The organism is Stenotrophomonas sp. SRS1 (assembly GCF_026130205.1).
GTDB classification, from domain to species: domain Bacteria; phylum Pseudomonadota; class Gammaproteobacteria; order Xanthomonadales; family Xanthomonadaceae; genus Stenotrophomonas; species Stenotrophomonas rhizophila_B.
In genome coordinates, this window is the sequence record NZ_JAINFD010000003.1 from 95,374 (window position 1) to 120,295 (window position 24,922).

23 protein-coding genes are annotated in these 24,922 nt (G+C 67.4%); 9 read left to right on the top strand and 14 right to left on the bottom strand.

Features of this window, described 5'->3' with window-relative positions; all coding sequences use genetic code 11:
* From K4043_RS11110 to K4043_RS11125, 4 genes are read left to right on the top strand one after another with little or no spacing between them, the layout of a single operon-like run.
* The gene (locus tag K4043_RS11110) at positions 1-510 is read left to right on the top strand and encodes a prepilin-type N-terminal cleavage/methylation domain-containing protein (protein ID WP_265309373.1); all 510 of its coding nucleotides are present in this window, start codon (positions 1-3) and stop codon (positions 508-510) included.
* A complete protein-coding gene (locus K4043_RS11115; protein ID WP_148045905.1) occupies positions 494-931 on the top strand; it encodes a hypothetical protein in 438 nt (145 codons plus the stop codon). The genes K4043_RS11110 and K4043_RS11115 overlap by 17 nt, the downstream gene beginning before the upstream one ends.
* A gap of 5 nt (positions 932-936) precedes the next feature.
* Positions 937-1,623 (top strand): hypothetical protein, encoded by a 687-nt coding sequence (locus tag K4043_RS11120; RefSeq protein WP_265309374.1) that lies wholly within the window; start codon positions 937-939, stop codon positions 1,621-1,623.
* Between the two features lie 56 nt (positions 1,624-1,679).
* On the top strand, positions 1,680-3,947 hold the full coding sequence (locus K4043_RS11125; protein ID WP_265309375.1) for a hypothetical protein: 2,268 nt from the start codon (positions 1,680-1,682) through the stop codon (positions 3,945-3,947).
* A gap of 97 nt (positions 3,948-4,044) precedes the next feature.
* On the opposite strand, the gene K4043_RS11130 is transcribed toward K4043_RS11125, so the two are convergent.
* Together K4043_RS11130 and K4043_RS11135 are read right to left on the bottom strand one after the other, a co-directional pair.
* Complete coding sequence (locus tag K4043_RS11130) at positions 4,045-4,407, bottom strand: glycine zipper 2TM domain-containing protein (protein ID WP_019184476.1); 363 nt, start codon at positions 4,405-4,407, stop codon at positions 4,045-4,047.
* 181 nt (positions 4,408-4,588) lie between these two features.
* The gene (locus K4043_RS11135; protein ID WP_265309376.1) at positions 4,589-5,374 is read right to left on the bottom strand and encodes a DUF6491 family protein; all 786 of its coding nucleotides are present in this window, start codon (positions 5,372-5,374) and stop codon (positions 4,589-4,591) included.
* A gap of 151 nt (positions 5,375-5,525) precedes the next feature.
* Between K4043_RS11135 and mutS the strand changes: the two genes are divergently transcribed.
* The 3 genes from mutS to katG all read left to right on the top strand — a co-directional run bounded on the left by mutS (position 5,526) and on the right by katG (position 11,297).
* Positions 5,526-8,081 carry a DNA mismatch repair protein MutS gene (gene mutS, locus K4043_RS11140; RefSeq protein ID WP_265309377.1) on the top strand — a complete coding sequence of 852 codons (2,556 nt, stop codon included), beginning with the start codon at positions 5,526-5,528 and terminating at the stop codon, positions 8,079-8,081.
* 168 nt (positions 8,082-8,249) lie between these two features.
* Complete coding sequence (locus K4043_RS11145) at positions 8,250-8,861, top strand: DUF937 domain-containing protein (RefSeq protein ID WP_265309378.1); 612 nt, start codon at positions 8,250-8,252, stop codon at positions 8,859-8,861.
* 201 nt (positions 8,862-9,062) lie between these two features.
* Positions 9,063-11,297, top strand: a complete 2,235-nt coding sequence (katG, locus tag K4043_RS11150) for a catalase/peroxidase HPI (protein WP_265309379.1) — start codon at positions 9,063-9,065, stop codon at positions 11,295-11,297.
* A gap of 69 nt (positions 11,298-11,366) precedes the next feature.
* Here the strand turns inward: katG and K4043_RS11155 are convergent, their stop codons facing one another.
* Positions 11,367-11,771 (bottom strand): S4 domain-containing protein, encoded by a 405-nt coding sequence (locus K4043_RS11155; RefSeq protein ID WP_265309380.1) that lies wholly within the window; start codon positions 11,769-11,771, stop codon positions 11,367-11,369.
* A complete protein-coding gene (locus tag K4043_RS11160) occupies positions 11,764-12,060 on the bottom strand; it encodes a hypothetical protein (RefSeq protein WP_321160149.1) in 297 nt (98 codons plus the stop codon). The genes K4043_RS11155 and K4043_RS11160 overlap by 8 nt, the downstream gene beginning before the upstream one ends.
* A gap of 109 nt (positions 12,061-12,169) precedes the next feature.
* Here K4043_RS11160 and K4043_RS11165 point away from each other — a divergent pair, with 109 nt between their 5' ends.
* A complete protein-coding gene (locus tag K4043_RS11165; RefSeq protein ID WP_265309382.1) occupies positions 12,170-13,657 on the top strand; it encodes an MATE family efflux transporter in 1,488 nt (495 codons plus the stop codon).
* Here K4043_RS11165 and K4043_RS11170 read toward each other — a convergent pair.
* From K4043_RS11170 to ffh, 8 genes are all read right to left on the bottom strand, one after another.
* Positions 13,654-14,031, bottom strand: coding sequence for a DUF6404 family protein (locus tag K4043_RS11170; protein WP_265309383.1), 378 nt, complete (start codon positions 14,029-14,031; stop codon positions 13,654-13,656). The genes K4043_RS11165 and K4043_RS11170 overlap by 4 nt on opposite strands.
* A gap of 85 nt (positions 14,032-14,116) precedes the next feature.
* A complete protein-coding gene (gene rplS, locus K4043_RS11175) occupies positions 14,117-14,524 on the bottom strand; it encodes a 50S ribosomal protein L19 (RefSeq protein WP_019184486.1) in 408 nt (135 codons plus the stop codon).
* Between the two features lie 155 nt (positions 14,525-14,679).
* On the bottom strand, positions 14,680-15,438 hold the full coding sequence (gene trmD / locus K4043_RS11180) for a tRNA (guanosine(37)-N1)-methyltransferase TrmD (RefSeq protein WP_123728688.1): 759 nt from the start codon (positions 15,436-15,438) through the stop codon (positions 14,680-14,682).
* Positions 15,439-15,443: 5 nt separating this feature from the next.
* Positions 15,444-15,956 carry a ribosome maturation factor RimM gene (gene rimM / locus K4043_RS11185; RefSeq protein ID WP_121043481.1) on the bottom strand — a complete coding sequence of 171 codons (513 nt, stop codon included), beginning with the start codon at positions 15,954-15,956 and terminating at the stop codon, positions 15,444-15,446.
* 42 nt (positions 15,957-15,998) lie between these two features.
* Positions 15,999-16,259: a 30S ribosomal protein S16 gene (gene rpsP, locus K4043_RS11190; RefSeq protein WP_017356068.1), complete on the bottom strand. Its 261-nt coding sequence runs from the start codon at positions 16,257-16,259 to the stop codon at positions 15,999-16,001.
* A gap of 127 nt (positions 16,260-16,386) precedes the next feature.
* Positions 16,387-17,175 carry an aminotransferase class IV family protein gene (locus K4043_RS11195; RefSeq protein WP_265309384.1) on the bottom strand — a complete coding sequence of 263 codons (789 nt, stop codon included), beginning with the start codon at positions 17,173-17,175 and terminating at the stop codon, positions 16,387-16,389.
* A complete protein-coding gene (locus K4043_RS11200) occupies positions 17,172-18,248 on the bottom strand; it encodes a nitronate monooxygenase (protein WP_265309385.1) in 1,077 nt (358 codons plus the stop codon). The genes K4043_RS11195 and K4043_RS11200 overlap by 4 nt, the downstream gene beginning before the upstream one ends.
* A gap of 76 nt (positions 18,249-18,324) precedes the next feature.
* Positions 18,325-19,704 (bottom strand): signal recognition particle protein, encoded by a 1,380-nt coding sequence (gene ffh / locus K4043_RS11205; RefSeq protein ID WP_265309386.1) that lies wholly within the window; start codon positions 19,702-19,704, stop codon positions 18,325-18,327.
* Between the two features lie 130 nt (positions 19,705-19,834).
* On the opposite strand from ffh, the gene ccsA reads away from it, so the two are divergent.
* The gene (gene ccsA, locus K4043_RS11210) at positions 19,835-20,629 is read left to right on the top strand and encodes a cytochrome c biogenesis protein CcsA (RefSeq protein ID WP_121043472.1); all 795 of its coding nucleotides are present in this window, start codon (positions 19,835-19,837) and stop codon (positions 20,627-20,629) included.
* A 43-nt stretch (positions 20,630-20,672) separates the two neighbouring features.
* Here the strand turns inward: ccsA and K4043_RS11215 are convergent, their stop codons facing one another.
* Both K4043_RS11215 and K4043_RS11220 read right to left on the bottom strand, forming a co-directional pair.
* Entirely contained in the window at positions 20,673-22,979 is a 2,307-nt protein-coding gene (locus tag K4043_RS11215) for a hypothetical protein (RefSeq protein WP_265309387.1), read from the bottom strand.
* Positions 22,980-23,029: 50 nt separating this feature from the next.
* Complete coding sequence (locus K4043_RS11220; protein WP_265309388.1) at positions 23,030-24,886, bottom strand: ATP-binding protein; 1,857 nt, start codon at positions 24,884-24,886, stop codon at positions 23,030-23,032.
* Positions 24,887-24,922 lie beyond the last annotated feature (36 nt).

Here is a 24,922-nt window from a genome sequence, read left to right on the forward strand (position 1 = left end):
ATGGCTCCGCTTCGCCAACGCGGCGTCACCCTGATCGAGTTGATGATCGGCATCTTCATCATGGCCATGCTGTTGATGGCGGCCCTCCCGCTGGGGCAGTACTGGGTCAACAGCAACCGCCAGATGCAGGCGCGCGGGTTGATGTGGGAAGCCGTGTCGCAGGCGCGCGCGATGGCACTGCGCAACCCGTCCGCGCGCCGCGCAGCGGAGCCCTCGGCCACGCTGCGCCTGAGCAACGGCCGGCTGGAGGTCGTGGTGCCGGACAACGACACGCCGCTCTGGTCCGCCGTCGTCCGCCAGGACGTGACCTTCAAGCTGGTGGACGGCGGCGGTTTCGCCGATGCCGGCAGCATGGGCACGAGCAGCAACCCGACCTTGGACTGCATCAATTTCGATTCGCGCGGCCTGCGCCTGCCTGGAGCCGGAGGCTGCAGTGACAGCAGCGGCACGCTGGGCCAGATCGCCGTGGGACTCGCCAACCAGGATCCGCTTTATGTCGACATGTTGTGAGCTGCGCAGGTCGCCGCGCCGACAGCGCGGTGAGATGCTGCTGGAAGCGCTGGTCGGGGTGTTGATCACATCGCTGATCGCTGCCGGTCTGGTACACGTGCAGGCCCGGCTGATGGACACCCAACGGGCGACCAAGGTCGAGCGGCTGGTGGTCGGCCAACTGCGCGAACAACTGCAGAGCCGCGGCACCGCGCTGTGCGACAGCGGCACGGTGGACCTCACCCTTTCGGCCGAGCTCAGCCGTAACGCCAGCGTCCAGTGTGGGGCGGTGCAAACGCTCAGCGTGGGTCTGGGCGGCACCGCGATCGACGTGGATGCACCGCGCCAGGTGGGACTGACCGTGTCAGCCGCCGATCTGGAGCTGGACGGCGACACTGCCGGCGCGGGCGCGGTCGATCTTCTGCTGTCGAGCCACCAGTGATGCGCATGACCACGCGCTACCGGCAATCCGGCCAGAGCTTGATCAGCATGATGGTGGGGCTGGTGATTTCACTGCTGACCATCGCCGCGATGCTGGTGCTGTACAAGAACATCATCGAGTCATCGGGCAACGCTTCGCGTTCGGCGCTGCGCGATGGACAGGTGTCCTCCGCGCTGCTGGCGGCACAGTCAGAGCTGCAGGAAGCCGGCTTCGGCATTCCGATGCAGGACGGGCTGGACACCCGGCTGTCGGTCAGCAGCGATGGCAAACAGGTCAGCTGGCGCTTCAAGCACGAGCTCGGCCAGGCCGACCAATGCGCCGGCCTGCGCCTGGTCGACAGCGACGAAGAAGGGGGCCCCGCGCGTGGCCTGTATCGCCTGGCACCGAAAGCCTGCAGCAGCGTGGTGGGCCTGAGCTGGTCCAGCAACCAACTGCAGCCGGTTGCCTCCGAAGCCGCCTTCTTCGAGCCCACACGCAAGGATGGCACCACCTATGACGGCGCTGAGCGCGAAATAGGTGCGCTGACCCTCCAGGGCGGCTACGCCTTCCATGCCGTCGCCGATACCTGCATGCCCTATCAGCAACAGGACACCGTCGAGCAGGCGGGCCAGCGCATCACCCTGCGCCAATCCGTCGACGACGTGCTGTTCTCGGTCTGCCTGCCCAACCTCGCCTTCACCCCCGCCACATGATGGGACGCCCTGCGATGAAACGGATGCATTCGCCTGGCCCTGCCAGACAGAAAGGCATGGCCACGCTCTGGATCATCTTGATGGTGGGCCTGGCGGTATCGGTCACGGTCGCGGCCTCGGTCTATTCGCTGCGCGGCAACCAGCAACGCCAGGTCACCACCCATTCGGTGACCTCGGCACAGGCAGCGGCGTGGCGCGGTGTGGAAGTACTGCGTCGCTATCTGCTCGGCGTGGATCCGGCCACGATGGCGCTGTGGGGCCAGTCCAGTGGCGGCCTGCCGCTTCCCGCCACCGTGACCGGCCTTGCCGACATCGGCATTCCGGATGGCAACGCACGCATCACCGCGCTGAGCGGCACCGGTAATCAGTACCAGGTCTCGGCGACGATCACCGCGTTGTCCGGCAGCGGCAGCACGACCACCAGCGCGACCGTGGAAGTGCTGTATGACATCACCCCGGGCAGCCAGGGCGGCACCAACACGCCGGTGTGCGCGAGCATCCCGGCCGCACCGATGGTGTTCAACGGTGACCTCAACATCACGGGCGGCTCGCTTGGCGTGGTCAATCCCGCTGGCTTCGAGAACATCGCGGTGGCAGGCGACATCACCCTGTCCAGCGCCAGCCAGGCGACCTTCTCCGGCTGTGCGAAGGGCAATGTCACGCTCAGCGGCGGCGGCATCCTCAGCGGTGGGCATGTCCACTCGCAGGGCACCATCCACATCAACCAGATGGCCAACCCCAGCAACACCACGCTGTGGGGACGCGATGTGACGATCGGCAGCGGTGTCAGTGGCGGCAACTACGCCGCGGTCAAGGCCGGCGCGTTCACCGCCAATGTCTACAACGGTGCGACGTTGATCGGCACCACCGAACTGGGCGGCAAGCTCATCGCATCGACCGTGACCGGTGCCCTGCCCTGGAGCGTCGGCACGGTGTCCCCGTTGGGCACCGGACGGATCGTCATCACGCTGGCAAGCGGCGACGTGTTCCTGCTGGACATGGCCTCGGTGAGCATCGACGCCACCACGGGCATCGTCACCGGTGCCGCAGCAGCACAGCGCATCGCCGGCGACGGCACCTCGCCGCTCGACGACCAGCTCAGTTTCCGCTCCACCCGCATCGCTGGCGGCACCATCCATCTGGCGACCCTCACCATCGACCAGCTGTGGGGCCACTACCTGACGATCAGTGGCTGGGGCGGCCGTTACACCACCATCCTGGCCAATGGCGACCTGGACATTGTCACCGGCACCATCGGGACGCTGGTGGGCGGAGGCGACATCACCGCTACCCAGGCCGGCCTCTACTGGAGTTTCCCGTCGGTCAGCACCGGCAATGTCGCAGGTCAATTGAAGTACGGTACGGCCCGCCAGGCAGTTCCGAACATCGGCGCGGCAATGCCCGGCCTGCGGACCCAGCAGACCGGCACCAGCCCCGGCCTGCCCGGCATTCCGTTCTGCGATACGCGCGTGGATGCGATCGACGTCACCGCCTACCGGGGCAGTGCCAACTACATCTTCGAGTGGATCGACAACGCGCCGCACCTGACCATCCGCAACGTGCGCAGCGCCTCGGGCGCGTCGATCGATGGCGTCTACAACCTCGCCACCCAGGACGTGCGCCGCCTGCCTGCCAGCGGCGCGCAGTTCCTGACCTGCAACTGGAACCAGGCCGGCAATGCGGCCGCGCACTGCTTCCGCGACAAGACCGCGACCAGCGCCTGGACCATCACCGGCCTGACCCATCTGCCACGCGGGGTCTTCTGGTTCGACAACGCGCTCAAGATCGATGGCACCGAGCTGCGCGACAGCGATGGCAACCGCGATCTGCTCAGTGCCTTGATCACCAAGGGCTACGTAACGCTGACGCAGTCGGGTCATGACAAGCTGATCGCCCCGAACTTCTCCACCCCGGCCCTGCTCTGCGATGGTGACTTCTACCCGGGCAACCTGTGCGACAAGACCGGCACCTCATCGCAGTTCACCGCATGGACGGATACCGCCGGCGCCTCGCACCGCGGCCTGCCGATCGGCAATGTCGCGCTGGTCACTGAAAGCGGTGCACAGCTCTCCGGGTGGGAAATCCACGGCAATGTGATCCTCGGCTCGACCCTGGCTACCGCCGCACAGACCACCGTGATCCACGGCAGCCTGACCGTCGGCACCAATGCCCCGGGGAGCAGCACCACGGTGCAGCAGGGTGGCGCACAGGTGATCGTTCCACAGAATGGCGACAACCACTACAACCCGGGCATCTGCGAAACACCGCCGACCACGCCGGGCGCGGCAGCGATGGCAACGGTGCGATGGAGTCGGTACCGCTGATGTCTCGAGAGCCACTCATGGAAAAGGCGACCAGGAGGTCGCCTTTTTTCGTCTTGCCAAGGCAAGATTGCCGCGCCTTGGGCTACGAACGTTGTGATCAGCGGTACTGACGCTCGCAGCGACGCTCGACCACGCGGTCACCGTTCTTCGACTGCTGGTTGCCCTGGATCTGGCGACCTGCGGCACCGCCTGCCACCGCACCGGCCACCGTGGCGAGCTTCTTGCCGTTGCCACCGCCGACCTGGTTGCCCAGCAGCCCCCCCACCACTGCGCCGGTCGCGGTGCCGGTTATCCGGTTGGGATCCTTGGAATTACGCTGCACCTCGACGTTGTGGCATACCACTTTGCTGCCGTCGTTGAAGCGGCGCCCTTCGTCCTTCGGGCCATAGGTCTGGGCCCCGGCGACGGCCGATACAGCGAGCAGACTGCCCAGGCACAACACGCGGATGCTCGTCTTCATGGTCGATCCCTGTTTATGGAACATGGCCTGAGTGTCTGCCTGCCAAGGGCAAGCCGGGGTGAATATGCGTCCACGTCGCGTCAACACGCCTCGCGGAGTTCAGGGCACAGCCAGTGTGATGAGACTGGCGTACACGCGCTCGAGGGCCATACCACCGGAAAGCCTGCACACCCTCTCGCGCCTATTGCTTCGGATAGACCGCCATCACCGCGCACCCCGGGCGAGCGAAGCGTGGCGTGCTGGAGCGGCCATCGCCCTGGATGCCGGAGGACGCCATGACGATGCGGTCGCCGGGATTGCCACAGATCAGGCCATTCTGGAAGCCGGACTGGAAGTCGACCTCATTTGCCCCCGCCAGGATGCTGCAGCTGCCGCCGAGTTCCACCCGGTAGAAGCGATGCCCCCCGTTACGGCGCGGGTTGGTTTCCACCACCACACCCTGCGGGTCTTCACTCCAGCTGCGCACATTGCGCGTGGCGAAACAGAACTCCGGCGTGCCATGGAACGTGCGTCGCGGGCTGCTGCGCTGACCTGCGCTGCCGGTGACGGTCACCGTCGGCAGGGTCGTCGCGAACTGGCGGCTGCTTTCGCGCGCCGCCTCGGCGAAGTCACGGTTGTCGATCACGCTGACCGCGCTGATCGCACAACGGTGCCCGTCTACCGTCACCTGTTCACTGGGGCGACCGCAGGCCCACCCGGCGGGTGCATCCAGGCGCACCTCGGCCGCCGCGTTGATGCCCGGACAGTCCGCGCTGAAGTCCACCCGATACGCCTGCCCATTGGCGCCTCGCACCGCGATGGAACCGGGCGTTGCCTGCTCCACCTGGCGCACGCCACGCGCATCCAGGCAATGCGGCGCAGGCGGCATGCGTACCTCACCCGTCGGGGGCGCCGCCTGCACCTGCACAGCGGCGGAAGCGGCCAATCCGGCCAGAACGAGTGGAACCCACGGCAGCGATGCGATCACGATGCTTTCCTTGCACGGAGACTGCCGCGAATCTACCACGCACCCGGGCACAGCCCCCTCCCCTACAATGGCCCACCCGGCGCCGCCCCCTGACGCCGACTTATTCGATGGACCCCGCGTGACCCAGAAGCCGCCCGAACACACTCCGCTCATGAAGCAGTTTTTCGCCGCCAAGTCCGACTACCCGGACCTGCTGCTGTTCTTCCGCATGGGCGACTTCTACGAGCTGTTCTACGACGACGCCCGCAAGGCAGCGCGGCTGCTGGACATCACCCTGACCCAGCGCGGCAGCTCGGGCGGCGCGCCGATCCCGATGGCCGGGGTGCCGGTGCATGCCTACGAAGGCTACCTGGCGCGTCTGGTCGCCTTGGGCGAGTCGGTGGCGATCTGCGAGCAGATCGGCGACCCGGCGCTGGCCAAAGGCCTGGTGGAACGCAAGGTGGTGCGCATCGTCACCCCCGGCACCGTCACTGACGAAGCGCTGCTGGATGAACGCCGCGACACGCTGCTGATGGCCCTCTCGCGGGGGAAGAACGGCTATGGCCTGGCGTGGGCTGATCTGGCCGGCGGCCGCTTCCTGGTCAACGAGGTGGATTCGGAGGACGCGCTGGAAGCAGAGCTCGCGCGTCTGGAGCCGGCCGAGCTGCTGGTGCCCGATGAAGAAAACTGGCCGGCCTTCCTGCAGTACCGCAGTGGCATCCGTCGCCGCGCGCCGTGGCTGTTCGATGCCGACAGCGGCCGCCGACAGCTGCTGAACTTCTTCAAGCTGCATGACCTGACCGGCTTCGGCATCGACGACAAGCCACGCGCCACCGCGGCCGCCGGTGCCCTGCTCGGCTATGTCGAAGAAACCCAGAAGCAACGCCTGCCGCACCTCACCGCGATCGCCACCGAAACCGCGAGCGAAGCCATCGCCATGAACGCGGCCACGCGCCGCCATCTGGAGCTGGATACGCGGGTCGATGGCGATACCCGCAACACCCTGCTCGGCGTGCTCGATACCACGGTGACGCCGATGGGCGGTCGCCTGCTGCGGCGCTGGCTGCACCGCCCGCTGCGCCTGCGCGAAGTGCTGGTGCATCGCCACGATGCGGTCGCCACACTGATCGATCGCGGCGCCGATGGCGACGTGCGCGATGCCTTCCGGGCGCTGGGCGATCTGGAACGCATCCTCACCCGCGTGGCCCTGCGCTCGGCGCGCCCGCGCGATTTCTCCACGCTGCGCGATGGCCTGGGCCTGCTGCCCGAGGTGCGCGCGGTGCTCGCACCGCTGGATTCGCCGCGGCTGATCGCGCTGCACGCTGCACTGGGCTCGCATGACGAGTGCGCGCATCTGCTGGCCAGCGCGATCGCCCCGACCCCGCCGCTGAAGCTCAGCGATGGCGGCGTGATCGCCGAAGGCTACGACGCCGAGCTGGACGAACTGCGTCGCCTCTCCACGCATGCGGACCAGTTCCTGATCGATCTGGAACAGCGCGAGCGCATCAGCAGCGGCATCGCCACGCTGAAGGTCGGCTACAACCGCGTGCACGGTTACTACATCGAGATCAGCAAAGGGCAGTCCGAGAAGGCGCCGGTGCATTACACGCGCCGCCAGACCCTGACCAATGCCGAGCGCTACATCACCGAAGAGCTGAAGTCTTTCGAGGACAAGGTGCTGTCCGCACGCGAACGTTCGCTGACCCGCGAGAAGTTCCTGTACGAACAACTGCTGGACATCCTCGCCAGCGGGCTCGAGCCGCTCAAGCAGTGTGCCGCCGCACTGAGCGAACTGGACGTGCTGGCCGGCTTCGCCGAACGCGCGCAGGCGCTGGACTGGGCGCGCCCGGAACTGGAAACCGCGCCGTGCCTGAAGATCGAGCGTGGGCGTCATCCGGTGGTCGAAGCAGTACGCGAGCAGCCGTTCGAACCGAACGATCTGGACCTGCATCCGGACCGCCGCATGCTGGTCATCACCGGCCCGAACATGGGCGGTAAATCCACTTACATGCGACAGAACGCGCTGATCGTGCTGCTGGCCCACATCGGCAGCTTCGTGCCGGCCAGCCGCGCGGTGATCGGCCCGATCGACCGCATCCTGACCCGCATCGGCGCCGGCGACGATCTCGCTCGTGGGCAGTCGACCTTCATGGTCGAAATGGCCGAGACCAGCTACATCCTGCATCACGCCAGCGCACAGTCGCTGGTGCTGATGGACGAGATCGGCCGCGGCACGTCCACCTATGATGGCCTGGCGCTTGCCGATGCCGTCGCACGGCATCTGGCCTATCAGAACCGCTGCTACACGCTGTTCGCCACGCACTATTTCGAGCTGACCGCACTGGCCGACGAACAGCACGAAGGCGGCGCCAGCGGCATTGCCAACGTGCATCTGGATGCGGTGGAACATGGCGACGCGCTGGTGTTCATGCACGCGGTGAAGGATGGCCCGGCCAATCGCAGCTTCGGCCTGCAGGTGGCCGCATTGGCCGGCCTGCCGAAATCCACCGTCGCACAGGCGCGTCGTCGCCTGGCCGAGCTGGAACAGCGCAGCCACGAGACACAATCGGCGGTGGTGGCCGCGCAGGCGCTGGATGCACCGCAGCAGTTCGGCCTGTTCAACGCGCCCAACACCGCCGCGCAGGACGCGCTGGCTGCGATCGATCCGGACGAGCTCACCCCGAAGCAGGCACTGGAAGCGCTGTACAGGTTGAAGACGCTGCTCTGACCGCATGCTGAGATAGCGGTAGTGCCGGCCGCTGGCCGGCTCGCCGCAGGACCGGTAGCACCCGACCGTTGGTCGGGTGTCCGTGCGGCCCCGCGTGAATTCTTCGCATTCCCGTAGTGAACGCAGCGCTATGCTCGGGCCGTTCCCATCCCTGCCCCGGAGCCCGCCGTGAACACCGAATCACTTGCCGCGTCCCTCTTCCAGCAACTGCAGCAGGGCCAAGGCCTGCAGCAGGTGTCCCAGCAGCTTGGCATCGCCCCCAACCAAGCCAGCACCGCGGTGGGCGCTGCCCTGCCCCTGCTGCTCGGCGCGATGGGCCGCAATGCGCAGGAACCTCAAGGTGCACAGGCACTGCTGGGCGCGCTGCAGCGTGATCATGCCCCTGCCAGTGCGGGCGGCTTCGATCTGGGCGGGCTGCTCGGCAGCGTGCTGGGCGGCGGTGGCGGCAATGCCACCAACGGTGCCGGGATCCTCGGCCACGTCTTCGGCGGCAACACTGACCGCGCCACCCAGGGCTTGAGCCAGGCCACCGGGCTGGACAGCAGCAAGACCAGCCAGCTGCTCGCCATCCTCGCCCCCATCGTCATGTCCTATCTCGCCCAGCGCTTCGCCAGCGGCGGCAACGCCAACCCGGGTCAGCTCAGCCAGGCCCTCGGCCAGGAAGCGCAGAGCGCCAACAGTGGTGGCCTGCTGACCTCCGTGCTGGACCAGGACGGCGATGGGCAGCTGGGCGTCGGCGATCTGCTCAAGCTCGGCGGCGGCCTGTTCGGCAAGCGCTGAGGGCACGCGCTCGAAATAGCCTGCGCCTATCGCATTAGTTGATTCATTCGAATGTACCGAATGAACAGCAATGGCTAACGTGTAGGCACGCCTTCACATCGCGGTGCCCCACGGCCCGATGTGCAGGCAACCTTTCCGACGTCGCCATCGCCTCCCCCACGCCGATGGTGGCCACGTTCGCCAGTACACAGGTAGATACCCATGAAAAGCGAAGCCAAGTGCCCGTTCAACCACGCCCTCGTCGGCGATGCCACCACCAACCGCGACTGGTGGCCCAAGCAGCTGCGGGTGGACCTGCTCAACCAGCACTCGACCCGGTCGCATCCGCTGGATGAGGCATTCGATTACGCCGAGGCTTTCAAGGGCCTGGATTACGCCGCGCTCAAGACCGACCTCAAGGCCTTGATGACCGATTCGCAGGACTGGTGGCCGGCCGACTTCGGCCACTACGGCGGCCTGTTTGTGCGCATGGCCTGGCACAGCGCCGGCACCTACCGCATCGGCGATGGCCGTGGCGGCGCCGGGCGTGGCCAGCAGCGCTTCGCTCCGCTCAACAGCTGGCCGGACAACGTCAGCCTGGACAAGGCACGCCGCCTGCTGTGGCCGATCAAGCAGAAGTACGGCCAGGCGATCTCCTGGGCGGACCTGCTGGTGCTCACCGGCAACGTCGCGCTCGAATCGATGGGCTTCAAGACACTGGGCTTCGCCGGCGGCCGCCCGGATACCTGGGAACCCGACCAGGATGTGTACTGGGGCCGCGAGACCACCTGGCTCGGCGGTGATGTGCGCTATGCGCATGGCTCCGAAGGCGTGCAGGAAGACCACGGCGTGCTGGTCTCCGATGATGACGCCGACGGCGACATCCACTCGCGCGATCTGGAGAACCCGCTGGCCGCGGTGCAGATGGGCCTGATCTACGTCAATCCGGAAGGCCCGGATGGCAATCCCGATCCGCTCAAGGCGGCCTTCGACATCCGCGATACGTTCGGACGCATGGCGATGGACGACGAGGAAACCGTCGCGCTGATCGCCGGTGGCCACAGCTTCGGCAAGACCCACGGCGCCGGCCCGGCCGACAACGTCGATGTGGAACCGGAAGCCGCGGGCCTGGAAAGCCAGGGCCTGGGCTGGGCCAACCGATTCGGCACCGGCAAGGGCGGCGACACCATCACCAGTGGCCTGGAAGTGACCTGGACGCGCACCCCGGCGCAGTGGAGCCATGACTTCTTCGAGATCCTGTTCGGCCACGAGTGGGAGCTGACCAAGAGCCCGGCCGGTGCGCACCAGTGGGTGGCCAAGGACAGCGAGGCGATCATTCCCGACGCGCACGATCCCTCGAAGAAGCACCGCCCGACCATGCTCACCACCGACCTGTCGCTGCGTGTGGACCCGGCCTACGAAAAGATCTCACGCCGCTTCCTGGCCGATCCGCAGGCCTTCGCCGACGCCTTCGCCCGCGCGTGGTTCAAGCTGACCCATCGCGACATGGGCCCGCGTGCACGCTACCTCGGCCCGGAGATCCCGGCCGAAGAATTCGTCTGGCAGGACCCGGTGCCGGCGGCCCCGCAGACCACGCTCAGCGCACAGGACATCACCGCGCTGAAGCAGCAGATCGCCGCGGCCGGCCTGAGCGCGGGCGAACTGGTTTCCACCGCCTGGGCCTCGGCCTCGACCTTCCGCGGCTCGGACAAGCGTGGCGGCGCCAACGGTGCGCGTGTGCGCCTGGCCCCGCAGAAGGACTGGGCCGTCAACCAGCCGCAGCAGCTGGGCAAGGTGCTGGCCGCGCTGGAGAAGATCCAGGCCGGCTTCAAGGGCACTGGCGGTGCGCCGGTCTCGTTGGCCGATCTGATCGTGCTGGCCGGCAATGTCGGCGTCGAGCAGGCGGCCAGGGCCGGTGGCCATGAGGTCAGCGTGCCGTTCAACCCGGGCCGCACCGATGCCAGCCAGGAGCAGACCGATGTGGCGTCCTTCGCCGTGCTGGAACCGTATGCCGATGGCTTCCGCAACTACGTCAAGGCTCGCTACAGCGTGCCGGCCGAGGCGCTGCTGATCGACCGTGCACAGCTGCTCACGCTGACCGCACCGGAGATGACCGCCCTGGTCGGCGGCCTGCGGGTGATCGGCACCAACGTCGGCGGCAGCAAGGACGGCGTGTTCACCGATCGCGTCGGCACGTTGAGCAACGACTTCTTCGTCAACCTGCTCGACATGGGGACGCAGTGGGTCGCCAGTGGCGATGGCTACAGCGGCCGCGACCGCAGTACCGGCGCGCAGCGCTGGAGCGGCAGCCGCGTGGATCTGGTGTTCGGTTCGAACTCGGTGCTGCGCGCCCTGGCCGAGGTCTACGCCAGCGCGGACGGTGAGAAGAAGTTCGTCCGTGACTTCGTGGCCGCCTGGGCGCGGGTGATGGAGCTGGACCGTTACGACCTGCGTTGATTCAACACCGTAGGCACAGACAAAGACCGGGCCGCATGGCCCGGTCTTTTCATGCGTGCAGTATGCAGATCACAGCGCGTCCAGATCCCCCAGCGCGCGGATCAACCGACGCGCACGCTTGTCCGGCTTGTGCTCCGGCGGCTGGTAACCATTCTTCGCTGCCGCACGCTGCAGGCGCAGTTCCGCGCGGCGCGCAAGCGAGGCCTCGCTCTCGGCGTACAACTGCTGCGCCACCGGCGCCGGGCCGCGCATCTCGCTCAGGCCACGCACTTCGACCTCGAACACTTCATCGCCACGGCTGATCTGCAGCGCTTCGCCCACGCGCACCGCGCGCGAGGACTTCGGGCGCTGCCCGGCGACGTCCACCTTGCCAGTTTCCACCGCCTGTTTGGCCAGGCTGCGGGTTCGGTAGAACCGTGCGGCCCACAGCCACACATCCAGCCGCACGGCGGCCACCGGTGTTGCATCAGTCATGCTTTCTACCCAGCTCCACGGCGTTGGCCGGTTGTCGGTTCAGGGGTTGCGTCGCGTCCGGATTACCGCGGCACCCGGTGCCACCGATCAGTGCCGGTACCCCGGCATCCAGATCGCGGCGCTGGCTGCCAACCTGGCATTCCGGTCGGTCCATCGGCCGCACCTGCGCATCGCGCAGGCGGTCGTCCGTACTCGAACATGCGGCCAGCGCGGCGCCAATCAAGAGGGCCAGCGCGGCGGGGATGAACCGGTCAGCCGGGAGGATCTGCAGCCGGCCAGCGGCCGGCACTACCGGGGGAGCGGCTGACGTGCGTTGAGACGCGGAAGTGCGCATCGCGATATCCCCTTGATGGGCTTGGTGCTAGTGTGCCGCTCTCTGAGCTTGATCTCCAGCGCACATGGCCAAAGCGCCGCTTGACCTGACCACGGGCCCGATCGGGCGCAATCTGTTCCTGTTCGCCCTGCCGATCCTGGCCGGCAACATCGCCCAGTCGATGAACGGCTCGGTGAACGCGATCTGGGTCGGCCGCTTCCTCGGCGAGGCGGCGCTGACCGCCACCGCGAACGCCAACAACATCATGTTCTTCCTGATCGGCTCGGTATTCGGGATCGGCATGGCTGCCTCGATCCTGATCGGCCAGTCGATGGGCGCGCGCGACCTGCCCCAGGCCCGGCGCGTGATGGGCACCAGTGCGACGTTCTTCATCGGTCTGTCGGTGGTGATCGCGATCGCCGGCTGGTGGTTGTCGCATCCGTTGCTGGCGGCGATGGGCACACCGGCCGAATCGCTGCCGCTGGCCGAGGCCTACCTGCGCATCATCTTCCTGGCGATGCCAACGCTGTATGCCTTCGCCTTCCTCAGTTCGGCACTGCGCGGTGTGGGTGACTCACGCACGCCGTTCCGTTTCCTGCTGCTCTCGGTGGTGCTGGATATCGGCTTCAACCCGCTGCTGATCTTCGGCATCGGCCCGTTCCCGCAGCTGGGCATCGCCGGCGCGGCCTGGGCCACGTTGATCGCGCAGACCCTCTCACTGCTCGGCCTGCTCTGGTACATGCGCAACAAGCGCCACGTGCTGTGGCTGGGGCGCAAGGACATGGCGCTGCTCAAGATCGATGGCGAGATCCTGCGCGCGCTGGTGGTCAAAGGCGTACCGATGGGCCTGCAGATGGTGCTGATCTCGCTGTCGATGATCCTGATGATGACCATGGTCAACAGCTACGGTACCGATACCGCCGCCGCGTATGGCGCCTCGCTGCAGCTGTGGACGTACGTGCAGATGCCGGCGATGGCGATCGGTGCGGCGTGCTCGACCATGGCCGCGCAGAATGTCGGCGCGCAGCGCTGGGACCGCGTGCGTGGTACCGCCCGCAGCGGCGTGCTCTACAACTTCCTGCTGACCGGCGTGTTGATCCTGCCGCTGATCCTGCTCGATCGTTACACGCTTGCCCTGTTCCTGCCCGAGGGCAGCCAGGCGCTGGAGGTGGCGCGCCACCTCAACCACATCGCGGTGTGGTCGTTCCTGTTCTTCGGCGTGAACTTCGTGATCTCCGGCGTGGTGCGCTCGACCGGCGCGGTGATTCCGCCGCTGCTGATCCTGGCGGCCTCGCTGTGGGGCATCCGCGTGCCGTTCGCCGAACTGCTGCAGGACCGCTGGGGGGCAGACGCGGTGTGGTGGAGTTTCCCGGTCAGCTCGTTCTGCGCGATGTTGATGTCGCTGGCGTACTACCGCTGGGGCGGCTGGCGCAAGGCGCGCATGCTGCCCAGCCATCACGAGGAACTGGCCGCCCCGGCCGAGGTCCCTGCTTCGCCGCCGTCACCGGTGGCGGACCCGAACCCGGCCACGCCGCTGCAGCCCGCCCCGGCCGGCACTGCCCGCCCGGATTAAGCCACGCGCCCCTGCAGCAGCGTCTTCCAGGCAGGCAGTTGGTAGCGCCGGCGCTGGTAGCGCATCAGCAGCGCCATCATCACGCCGAACAACAGCCCGGCCATGACAGCACTGCCGATGGTGATACCCAGCGTCAGCGAGCCAGGCTCCAGGACCAGCCACATCAAGGCGCGCCACAACACGCCCCACAACACGCCAAACAGCCCGCCCATCACGAACAGGTTGGCGCTGAAGCTGGCGAGCAGCGGTGGCGGCACGCGCAGGCCCATGCGCCACAGCAGCCGATGCATCGGCGGTGCACGCATGCCGGCGGGCACGTTGGCGTCGGCCATGGCCTGCAGCGCATGACGAACATCGGCGGGATAACGGTTCATGTGTTTCTCCATCACGAGGCCACAAATGCAAACGGCCACCCGAAGGTGGCCGTTTGAGGCGACAACAGAAGTCGTCGGCCGGGAATTACTGGGCAGCCTTGGCAGCCAGGCGCGCGGCCTTGGCCTGCGCAGCAGCAGCCAGATCTTCCTTGATGCGGGCAGCCTTGCCTTCCAGACCACGCAGGTAGTACAGCTTGCCGGCGCGGACCTTGCCACGACGCTTCACTTCGACCGAGTCGATGATGGCGCTGTGGGTCTGGAAGACGCGCTCGACGCCGTAGCCGTGCGAGATCTTGCGGACGGTGAACGCGGAGTTCAGGCCGGCGTTCTTGGTGCCGATGACGACGCCTTCGTAAGCCTGCACGCGCTCACGGTTGCCTTCCTTCACCTTCACGTTGACGACGACGGTGTCACCCTGGCTGAACTTCGGCAGCTCGCGGGTGATCTGGGCGGATTCGAAGTCCGAGAGGATGGATTTGTTCAGCTTGCTCATGGGTGCACCGATAGTGTTCGGGTGATCGTGTCGTTCGACAACGTGGGCTCATGCAGTCACCGGACTGTGCTGCACGTTTTTTGTAGGGGTTCCTGCCAACGGGCCCCAAAAGGCCGATGGCAATCCCGAATTGTAAACAAGATCCCGCCCCCGCGCTAGGGGGTTGGATCCTTGGCAAGGGCCTGCCGTGCCTGCTCCAGCAGGAGGCGGTCGGCCTTGGACAACTGGCCTTCGTCAAGCAGATCCGGCCGCCGCAGCGCTGTGCGCAGCAACGACTGCTGCCGGCGCCAGCGGGCGATGGCGGCATGGTTGCCCGAGCGCAGCACGTCCGGGACAGTGCCCCATTCATGCTGGGCCGGATGGCTGTAATGCGGGCAGTCCAGCAGCCCCTGCGGGCCTTCGAAACTGTCCTGGGCGGCCGATTCGGCATCGCCGAGGGCCCCGTCCTGCAGGCGGGTCACCGCATCGACGATCACCGCCGCACCCAGCTCACCGCCGGACAGGACGTAATCGCCGAGAGAGATTTCCTCGGTGACCTCGGCCTCGAGGAAGCGCTCGTCGATGCCCTCATAGCGGCCGCAGAGCAGGATCATGCGCGGCAGTGCCGCCAGCTCCCGGACCTTGGCCTGGGTCAGCGGCCTGCCCTGCGGGCTGAGGTAGATCACTGGCGCGGGCGCCGGATCGGCGGCTTTCGCGGCCGCCAGACAGGCCCGCAGCGGCTCGATCAGCATGACCATGCCCGGGCCACCCCCGAATGGACGGTCGTCCACCCGGCGGTAGTTGCCTTCGGCATAGTCACGCGGATTCCAGCCGTGCAGTTCCAGCAGACCGCGCTCGGCAGCACGGCCGACCACGCCCAGCGCGGCCGACTGCGCCATGAACTCGGGGAACAACGTGACGACGTCGATACGCATCCGGCTTAGAACTCCGGATCCCAGTCGACCACGATCAGGTTGGCCTCGAAATCCACCGAGACGACGAATTCGGGCTGCACGAACGGAATCATCCGCTCACGATCTCCCTGCACCACGAGCACGTCGTTGGAGCCGGTCGAGAACAGGTGTGACGCCCGCCCAAGTTCGACACCCTCGACGGTACGCACCTGCAAGCCCTCCAGATCGACCCAGTAATACTCATCGGGCTTCGGGGGCGGCAGCGCGCTGCGCGCGACATAGACTTCGGTCCCGTACATCGCCTCGACCACATCGCGGTCGGTGATGTCGGGAAACACAGCGACCAGATGCTTGCCGGACTGACGTCCGCGTGCACCGGTCAGCGTGCTCTCCTGGCCGGCGGGGGTCCGCAGGATCCAGGGCTGATAGTGGAAAATGGCGGTACGCGGCTCGGTCCAGGACTCGAGCTTGATCTCGCCTCGCACACCAAAAGCGCCGACAATCCTGCCCAGCAGGATGCGGCGCTCGGTATCTTTCATCTGTATAGACCGATGGGCCGCGGCAGGCGCGGCCCTTCAGGATCAGGCCGCGGAGGCCTGGGCCTTGGTCGCTTCCTTGTACAGGTTGCGAACCTTGTCGGTCATCTGGGCGCCGTTGGCGACCCACTTGTCGACCAGCGGCAGGTCCAGCACGATGCGGGACTCGGCACCCTGGGCAACCGGGTTGTAGTAACCGACGCGCTCGATGTTGCGGCCATCACGGGCGCTGCGCGAATCGGTCACGATGATGTGGTAGAAGGGACGCTTCTTGGCGCCGCCGCGGGTCAGTCGAATCTTGACCATGGTGTTGTTTCCTCAATTGCCCAGTCGCCAGGATGGCGCGGTAAGCCGGCGATTATAGCGGCGGCCTCCGGTCATTCCAAGCCTGTGAAGGCCGGGAAAGCTGAACAGGGCCTGCCGATCAGGTGGTTCAGGCCACCAACGGCTGCCAGGGTGCCGCCGCCAGTACCTGCCGGGCCTTGGCGCACAACGCCGCCGAGTTCGCCAGTACGCCCCCATCGATCACCGCGATCGGCCAGATGCCGGCCGCGTTGCAGGCAATGGCCGCGTCGAATCCAGTCAGGTCCGCCAGGGCGACCGGCCGCACCTGCTGATCGCTGCCCCACCCGGCCTGCAGCAGGCGCTCCTGGGTACCGCGCAGCGCGGGCGCCTGCGGCCAGATCAACGTGTCACCCGAGGCGAAGGCGATGTTCCAGGTGGTGCCTTCACTGACCAGCCCGTCGTCACCGACGAACAGCGCGTCGTCCACCCCGGCCAGCAAGGCCTCGCGGCGATGCTGGAACAGCGCGAACGTGCCCACATGCTTCACGTGCGGCAGCTCACGCTGGTAGCGCACCGTCCGCAGTCGCCGTGCTATCGGCGGCAGATCGACCGGTGGCGCGACGGCGACCAGTACATCGACGGCGACGGACTGCAGCGGCTGCCGGAAATCGAACTGCCGTGAAAACACGGTCACCCGCAGCGAGGCATCGACCGCACCGTCGGCCTGCAGCGCGCCGTGCATCCAGGCCCGCACCTGCAGCGGATCCAGCGCGGTGCCGAACAGCTCCACCGTGCCCTCCTGCAGACGCTGCAGATGCAGATCCAGCCCCTGCACCGCGCCATTGCGCACCTGCAGCGAGGTGAAATGACCGTAGTTGGTCAGTGCACCGGCAAGGTCATCGGCGCTGGCAACGCGGCCATTGCAGTACAAAGTCATCCCAGCAACGCCTTCGCATCGGACCACATCTGCCGCAGCACCTCGGCCGCCGGGCGCGCCGGGGCCATCCACGCAGACTGTCCCGCCCACGCCTGCATTGCATCCAGCGTGTTGTCGCGGCCCGCCTGTGCGCGCATCGGCGCGGTCAGCCCGCGCTGCACCGGATACGGCCGCGGCGGTGGCGCATCAGCAGACGCCGCGGCGCGCACATACGCGGTGGCCAGGCCACGGCCGAGACGACCACTGAAGGCGCGCGTCGGCCAGGTATCTTCCGGTTCGGCGTTCGCCAATGCCTGTGACCATGCCGGATTCAAATGGCACTCCGGGGTGCGCAGGAACGCGGTGCCCACCTGCACCGCACTCGCACCCAGCGTCAGGGCGGCCGCGATGCCGCGCCCATCGGCGATGCCACCGGCCGCGATGACCGGGATATCCAGATGATCGGCCAGCCGCGGCAGCAGCGCGAACAACCCGACGAGCTGCCGCTCGGCCGCGTCCGGATCGAACGCACCACGATGGCCGCCCGCCTCGAAGCCCTGCGCGACCACCGCGTCGGCGCCGGCAGCCTGCGCGGCCCGCGCTTCGGCCAAGGTCGTGGCGCAGGCGATCCAGGCGATGCCCACGTCTTTCAGACGCTGCACCTGTGCCGGAGAAAACACGCCCATGATGGTGGAGGCCACCGCCGGGCGCGCCTCGATCAAGGCATCGAACTGCGCGTCGAAATCAGCCGGCCCGGCATCGGCGGCGGTGGCCGGAACCTCCGGGCCCCACTGCGCCAGAAAGCGGCGTGTCGCCGCTTCAGCATCGGCATCGCGTGACGGCAGCGGGTCGGGTATCCACACGTTGACCTGCGCCGGCCCTGCGGACTGCGCACGGAAATCATTCATCCACGCCACGATGTCCTGCGGCTGGGACAGCACCGCGCCCATCGCGCCCATGCTGCCGGCATTGGCGAGCGCGGCCGACAGCGGCACGGGGCAGGCGCCGGCCATCGGCGCGAGCAGGATCGGGGCCTGCAATGCAAAACGCCGACAGAAGCTGTCGGCGCGTTCGAGAAGCGGGGAAACACTCACGCTCGGCGCACCTGTGAAAGGAGACGGTGCCAGCATACGCCGCACCGCCCCTGCCCGGAATGCGCGTGCGCAGGACTCAGCGGAACGGCATGCCGCCGCGGCCGCCCATGGCGCCCATCATCCCCTTCATGCTGCGCATCATGCCCTTCATGCCGCCGCCGGCCATCTTGCTCATCATCTTTTCCATCTGCTGGAACTGCTTCATGAGCTTGTTGACGTCGGCCGGGGTCAGGCCGGAACCGCGCGCGATACGGGCACGGCGCGAACCGTTGAGCAGGCCCGGGTTGCGGCGCTCCTTCTTGGTCATCGAGTTGATGATCGCGATCATGCGCGGCACGTCCTTGCCCTGGCTGACCTGCTGCTTGAGGTGATCCGGGATCTGCCCCAGGCCCGGCAGCTTGTCCATCAGGCCGCCGATGCCGCCCATGTTCTGCATCTGTTCCAGCTGGTCACGCATGTCGTTCAGATCGAACTTCTTGCCCTTGGCGACCTTCTCGGCCAGCTTCTGGGCCTTGTCCTTGTCGACCTGCTGCTCGACCTGCTCCACCAGCGACAGCACGTCGCCCATGTCCAGGATGCGGCTGGCGATACGGTCCGGGTGGAACACATCCAGGCCGTCCGGCTTTTCGCTGACACCGACGAACTTGATCGGCTTGCCGGTGATGTAGCGCACGCTCAGCGCGGCACCGCCGCGGGCGTCACCGTCGGTCTTGGTCAGCACCACGCCGGTCAGCGGCAGCGCATCGCCGAAGGCCTTGGCGGTGTTGGCGGCATCCTGACCGGTCATGGCGTCGACCACGAACAGCGTTTCGGCCGGGTTGACCGCGGCGTGCAGCGCCTTGATCTCGGCCATCATCGCTTCGTCGATGGCCAGGCGACCGGCGGTATCGACGATCAGCACATCCACGAACGACTTGCGCGCATCATCGATCGCAGCGCGGACGATGGCTTCCGGCTTCTGGTCGGCGGTGGACGGGAAGAACAGCACGCCGACCTGGTCGGCCAGCGTCTTCAGCTGCTCGATCGCGGCCGGACGGTAGACGTCGGCCGAGACCACCATCACCTTCTTCTTGCGCTTTTCCTTGAGGTGCTTGGCCAGCTTGCCCACGGTGGTGGTCTTGCCCGCACCCTGCAGGCCGGCCATCAGGATGATCGCCGGGGCCGGCACGTTGAGGTTCAGGTCCGAGGCGGCCGAGCCCATGACCGCGGTCAGCTCGTCGCGCACGACCTTGATCAGCGCCTGGCCGGGGGTCAGCGACTTGAGCACTTCCTGGCCGACCGCGCGCACCTTGATGCGTTCGACCAGCGCCTGCACCACCGGCAGCGCGACATCGGCTTCAAGCAGCGCGATGCGGACTTCGCGGGTGGCCTCGCGGATGTTTTCCTCGGTCAGGCGACCGCGGCCGCGCAGCCGCTCGATGGTGCCGGAGAGGCGCTGGGTCAGGGACTCGAACATGGAAGCGACCTGTTCAGAACAAAAGACAATGAGACCGCCAGTATAACGGTTCCGCCCCGGCTCCCGGACCGGCGCTGACGGCGGCGCTGCGGGCATCGCCAGCACCCCGGGGGTATGCGAAACTGACACGATGACAATCGTTCTCATCGCGACCCTGCTGTACCTGACCGCCACCGGCCTGCTGGTGCGCGCGGTCGTCCGCGATGACGCGGTGACCTCCCCGGCCTGGCTGTGGCCGGCGCTGCCGGCGATGCTGCTGCACGGCGGCTATCACGTGCTGGTGGCGATGCGTACCAGCGGCGGGCCGGACATGCACTTCTTCGCCGCGCTGTCGCTGGTCGGCCTGGGCATGGCGTGGCTGACCTCGCTGGTCGCCGCGCGCGGGCGCATGGCGGCGCTCGGGGTGCTGGTGTTCCCGATGGCCGCCGTGGTGCTGTGGATCTATCACGCCTACGGCCACGAGCCGAGCAAGCCACTGGGCTGGCAATTGGCCACGCACGCGTGGATGGCGCTGCTGGCCTACGCCACCCTGAGCGTGGCCGCGTTGCTGGCGATCATGCTGTGGCTGCAGGAACGCGCCCTGCGCCGCCGTGATTTTCGCCCGTGGCTGCGTGCCCTGCCCCCGCTGGCGGATCTGGAAGCCCTGCTGTTCCGGGTGATCGCGGTCGGCTTTGCACTGCTCACGCTGACCCTGGTCACCGGCGTGCTGTTCGTCGATGACCTGCTGGCGCAGAAGCTGGTGCACAAGACCGTGCTCAGCATCCTGTCCTGGATCGTGTTCGGCACGCTGCTGATCGGGCGCCGCCGTTACGGCTGGCGCGGCGCGAAGGCGGTGCATTGGACCCTGACCGCGATGGCGTTGCTGCTGCTGGCGTTCTTCGGCAGCCAGTTCGTGATCGAGCTGGTGTTCGGGCGCACGCGATAGCGGCGTGCCGACCAACGGTCGGCACCAACCCGCTACCCGCTGATTACAACCCGTACCGTTCGATCGCGTCCAGATGCGGCTGCCGGTCCTGGTCGCAGGCCTCGGCCAGGCGGAGCCAGCAGTGCGGATGCACCCACTCCGCCGTCGCCTGCTGCAGAAAACGATGCAGTGCCAGCGGCGCGTGATCCTGCGGCTGGGCGACCGTGAACAGCAGCCCCGGCAGCGTCCCGCCTTCGGCATCCGGATCGGTCACGGTGTAGTCCGCACGGCTGTGCGACCACACCTTCCAGCCCTGCGCCTCGGCCGCTTCCACCAACGCGTTCCATGCCGCCTCGCCCGGATGCGCGCCGTCGACCAGCCAGCTGCGTGCGAATCCACCCCGCTCCAGCACGTGCACCTGCGCATAGGTCGGAATGAAGTGCTCGCGCTCGGCTTCGTCCTCTGGTGCGGGGTGCACCAGGCCGGCGTCGAACACCACCCAGTCACCCACCTGCTGCGCGCGGTTGGCCGGTGCGTTCTCGACGATGCGCGCGGTCACCGGCCCGCTGCGGCGGGCGTAGTACTCCACCGGCTCGCCGCCGTCTTCGCTGCGGATGATCACCCAGCCCCAGGGCTCTTCGACCACGCCCTGCTGGCTGGACAGTTCCATCCCGATCGCGGCCGCCGAGCGTCGCACCGCATCCCAGTCGCCCGCCGCACTCGCCGCACTCATGTGGTCCCAGTGCGCGGCATTCGGCTCCTCCAGCATCTCCACCAGCTGCGCGTAGCAGGCCTGCGCATCGCTGAAGCGGCCGGTCTCCATGTACATGCTGGCAAGCGTCCGGCGTGCGCCGTTCGAGCCCGGCGACAACGCCAACAACGCCTGCGCGGCCTGTTCCAGCGCCGGCCAGTCGGACGCGCGCCGTGCACGCTGTACTTCACACCAGTGCGCGAACACCGGCACGCTGTCGCAATAGGTCGCCGCCAGCCTGCGCAGGCCATCATCATCGCCCTGCTCGGCCAGCCAACGCATCAGGGTGTAGGCCGCCGCGCCATCTTCCCGCGCGTGGCCGCGCACGAAGTCCCACAGCAGCGCCATGGCTTCGGTGGTTGCGCCACAGGCATGCAGCGCCGAGGCAGCGACCTCGGCCAGCGCGTCGTCGTCGGGCTGCTCGGCGTGCGCCTGCAGCAGCCACTGCGCTTCACGCTCGGGATCGCGCGACTGGTGCTGTTCGCCCTGCGCTTGCAGCCACGCCAGCAGTTCATCGGCAGGCACCGGCAGCGGTGCCATCTCCGGCAGCGCCTCGATCCGTGCCGCCAATCCAGCCACCAGCGCGGCAGCGCCACGATCCTGCCGCAGCTGTGCCAGATGGGTCCGGGCCAGACCGAGCTGGCGCTGCGCCACCCAGCGCGCACCACGCTGCAGGGCCAGTTCCAGGCTCAATGCAGCGATCTCGATCACCAAACGATGCGCACCGACCGCGGCGAAGTGCTCGATGATGGTGTTGAACCGCGTCCCCAGATCCCAGGTATTGCGTGCGCCATCCCGGCTGCACAGGGTCGAGGCGGTATTGGCCCACAACCGCCAGTGGTTCGGCGTCAGCTCGCTCCATGGCACCAGCTGCTGCAGTGCCTCTTCATCACGCCCCAGCTGGGCCAGCGCCCAGGCCTTGGACAGCCGGCGCGGCACCGTGCAGTTGGCCGGCTCGTAGTCGCCTGCAGCAGCTACTTCGGCCTCGCGCTGCTCGATCAGTGCCAGCGCCTCCTCCGCACGGCCGCTGGCCAGCAGGATCTTGATCTGCATTTCCGGGAAGCTGTCGAACACCTCCTTGCCACGCGCCTGGATCGCCGCCGCCTGCACCTGCAGGTACTCCAGCGCGTCCTGGCCGCGGCCGTCGTCCAGCAGCGCGTCCGCCTTCTCGCAGCTCAGGCACTGGAAGCAGGCCCAGCTCGGGTCGATACGGCCCAGCGTCTCGTCGCAGACCTCGATACGCTCAGGCACCCAGCCCGGACCATCGATGTTGCCGTAGCAGGCGGCAAGATCCTGGGTGACGCAGATCGACTGCGGGCAGTCCAGGGTATCGGCACGGTGTGCACGCTCGAACAGCGCCACCGACTCGCCCAGTGCGCTTTCACCTTCCATGCGGTTGCCGACGCGGTTGCGCAGCGCCCAATGGCCGACATAGACATCGACCCAGGGGTTGCCCAGCGCCTTGCCCAGCGCACGCGCTTCGGGCAGCAGTGCATCGACGCGGTCGACCTGCAGTTCACTGACGTCATCGGCAAGGCGGGTCAGCAGGTGGGCGTTCTGTGCCTGCCCGGCCTGACGCAGGTCTTCCTGCAGTTTTTCAACCCAGTTCCAGATATCCATGGTGGGGGAATGCTCCTGTCTAGCGAAGGCTGGATGAGAGGGGGCGGTGCTCAGCGCAGCATCTGCTGCAGGGCACCGGCAATATCGGTAAATGCACCATTGAGATCGGGGCCCGGCGTCGCAGTACTCCGCTGCAACGGTCGGCCCTGTGCGGACACGATGATCTTCAGCGAGCGCAGCAGGCGCGCGGCCGAGGCGGCCTGCGGGTGGCCATCGCGCTGGGCCTGCAGCAATGCCTGCACCGCTGGATTGTCCAGGTTGAGGTAGAGCCGTGACGGCGCACGCGCCTCGATGCGGGCGGTGAACTGGCGCGCCAGCCGCAGTGCGGCCATCGATACGCGCTTGTCGTTCTCGTCGTCTTCCAGGCGCTGCTTCAGCTCGGCTTCGCGGTCGGGCACCACCACCACCGGCAGCGCCTCTGGGCTGAACCGCGCCGGCAGCAGCTGTTCGCCATCGCCCAGGTGTTCGCGCAGCCAGGCCAGCTGCGCATCGTCAAGGCTGTCGTCGGTACGGAACAGTGCGCGATTGCCCTGCTCGGTACCGAGCTCGACCAGGCGCAGGCCCTTGGCCTGGGCCCAGCGGCGCAGGAAGGGCACCACTGCATAGCGATGGCCATGCGCGACCGGCACGCCCATCGCACGGAACAGCATCTCCTCGAAGCCGCCACCGTTGTCGAGGATCACATGCACCGCGCCGCGCGCCGGCAGCGCGCTGGCCGGCAGGTCGCCCTGCGAGGTCGGCACGCGCACGTGTTCCAGCAGCAGATCGAACAGGCGCTCATCGCACAGGGCCGCGCCCAGCAGGGCTTCATTGTGCCGGCTGAGCACACGCCGCCAAGCTTCGGGCTGCTGTCGTGCGACGTCGGCCAGGCCATCGATCAGCGCTTCCAGCAGGGCGTGCTGCACGGCGCGATAGTGATCATCACGCTGCAGGTCCTCGCGGCTGGCGGTCGGGGTCAGCTTCGACGACTCGATCACCCCACCGATGAAACCGGCCCACGGCGGCAAAAGGTCGCGCGCATCGTCGTCCAGCAGCATGCCGCGCACGAACACCGACAGGTTGCGGTTGTCGCTGGTGCCGTAGGTGGCACCGTCCTGCACCCAGAGCATGCCGATGGCATCGCTGCTGCCATCGGACTGCAGCGGCATCGTCACGATGGGCTCGAAATCATGTTCGAAACGGGCAGCGAACTGCAGCGCCTGGCGGCGCGCCTGCACGGGATGCAGCGCGACGTCCCCCTGCCCGCGCCACGGCGGCGGTTCGGGGTTGATGGCCTCGGCGGCAGCGCCGATGAAGATCGGTTCGGACAGCAGCGCGCAGTAGCGCCCAAGCACCTCGTGCAGGCGCGCTTCGTTGGCCAGCGGCAGGAAGTCCGGATGCAGCTCCAGCTCGACCTCGGTGCCGATCGCGCGTGCCGGCGCGTCGCTGACGGTGTACTGCTCGGCGTTGCTGGAGACGTACAGGTGGCCCAGCTCCGGCGCCTGGTAGGAGGTGGTGCGTACGCTGACACGGCGCGCCAGCACGAAGGCCGACAGGAAGCCCAGGCCGAACATGCCGATCAGGCCGTCATTGTCCTCGCCCTCCTGGCGCAGACCCCGGGTGTAACCCACACCAACCGTGGCCAGGTAATCGTGGATTTCCTGCCGGGTCAGGCCGGCACCGGTGTCGGTGATGCGCAGCACGCCGGCGGCGGCATCGACCTGCACGTCGATGCGCGATACGCACTCGATGCCGGGCTGCTCGATACGGCGGCGGATGATCGAATCGTGCGCGTTCTGCACCAGTTCGCGCAGCGCCACCATCGGAGTGGAATACAGGTGCTTGCCCAGCACCGTCATCAGTCCATTGAGGTCGACCCCGGCGCGGCGGATTTCGGCAGCGGGGGTGCTGAACATCGGGTCCTGCATGTAATCGATTACTCCTTGCCACGGAAAAGCGCCGGA

What these genes read in the sequence shown, in the direction of transcription:
- K4043_RS11215 (WP_265309387.1), bottom strand. Translation starts at nt 22,979, where the DNA reads ATGGATATCTGGAACTGGGTTGAAAAACTGCAGGAAGACCTGCGTCAG.
- rimM (WP_121043481.1), bottom strand. Translation starts at nt 15,956, where the DNA reads ATGAAAGATACCGAGCGCCGCATCCTGCTGGGCAGGATTGTCGGCGCT.
- K4043_RS11115 (WP_148045905.1), top strand. Translation starts at nt 494, where the DNA reads ATGTCGACATGTTGTGAGCTGCGCAGGTCGCCGCGCCGACAGCGCGGT.
- K4043_RS11125 (WP_265309375.1), top strand. Translation starts at nt 1,680, where the DNA reads ATGGCCACGCTCTGGATCATCTTGATGGTGGGCCTGGCGGTATCGGTC.
- K4043_RS11195 (WP_265309384.1), bottom strand. Translation starts at nt 17,175, where the DNA reads ATGACTTTGTACTGCAATGGCCGCGTTGCCAGCGCCGATGACCTTGCC.
- K4043_RS11120 (WP_265309374.1), top strand. Translation starts at nt 937, where the DNA reads ATGACCACGCGCTACCGGCAATCCGGCCAGAGCTTGATCAGCATGATG.
- mutS (WP_265309377.1), top strand. Translation starts at nt 5,526, where the DNA reads ATGAAGCAGTTTTTCGCCGCCAAGTCCGACTACCCGGACCTGCTGCTG.
- K4043_RS11110 (WP_265309373.1), top strand. Translation starts at nt 1, where the DNA reads ATGGCTCCGCTTCGCCAACGCGGCGTCACCCTGATCGAGTTGATGATC.
- K4043_RS11220 (WP_265309388.1), bottom strand. Translation starts at nt 24,886, where the DNA reads ATGCAGGACCCGATGTTCAGCACCCCCGCTGCCGAAATCCGCCGCGCC.
- ccsA (WP_121043472.1), top strand. Translation starts at nt 19,835, where the DNA reads ATGACAATCGTTCTCATCGCGACCCTGCTGTACCTGACCGCCACCGGC.
- K4043_RS11170 (WP_265309383.1), bottom strand. Translation starts at nt 14,031, where the DNA reads ATGAACCGTTATCCCGCCGATGTTCGTCATGCGCTGCAGGCCATGGCC.
- K4043_RS11155 (WP_265309380.1), bottom strand. Translation starts at nt 11,771, where the DNA reads ATGACTGATGCAACACCGGTGGCCGCCGTGCGGCTGGATGTGTGGCTG.
- katG (WP_265309379.1), top strand. Translation starts at nt 9,063, where the DNA reads ATGAAAAGCGAAGCCAAGTGCCCGTTCAACCACGCCCTCGTCGGCGAT.
- trmD (WP_123728688.1), bottom strand. Translation starts at nt 15,438, where the DNA reads ATGCGTATCGACGTCGTCACGTTGTTCCCCGAGTTCATGGCGCAGTCG.
- K4043_RS11165 (WP_265309382.1), top strand. Translation starts at nt 12,170, where the DNA reads ATGGCCAAAGCGCCGCTTGACCTGACCACGGGCCCGATCGGGCGCAAT.
- rpsP (WP_017356068.1), bottom strand. Translation starts at nt 16,259, where the DNA reads ATGGTCAAGATTCGACTGACCCGCGGCGGCGCCAAGAAGCGTCCCTTC.
- ffh (WP_265309386.1), bottom strand. Translation starts at nt 19,704, where the DNA reads ATGTTCGAGTCCCTGACCCAGCGCCTCTCCGGCACCATCGAGCGGCTG.
- rplS (WP_019184486.1), bottom strand. Translation starts at nt 14,524, where the DNA reads ATGAGCAAGCTGAACAAATCCATCCTCTCGGACTTCGAATCCGCCCAG.
- K4043_RS11130 (WP_019184476.1), bottom strand. Translation starts at nt 4,407, where the DNA reads ATGAAGACGAGCATCCGCGTGTTGTGCCTGGGCAGTCTGCTCGCTGTA.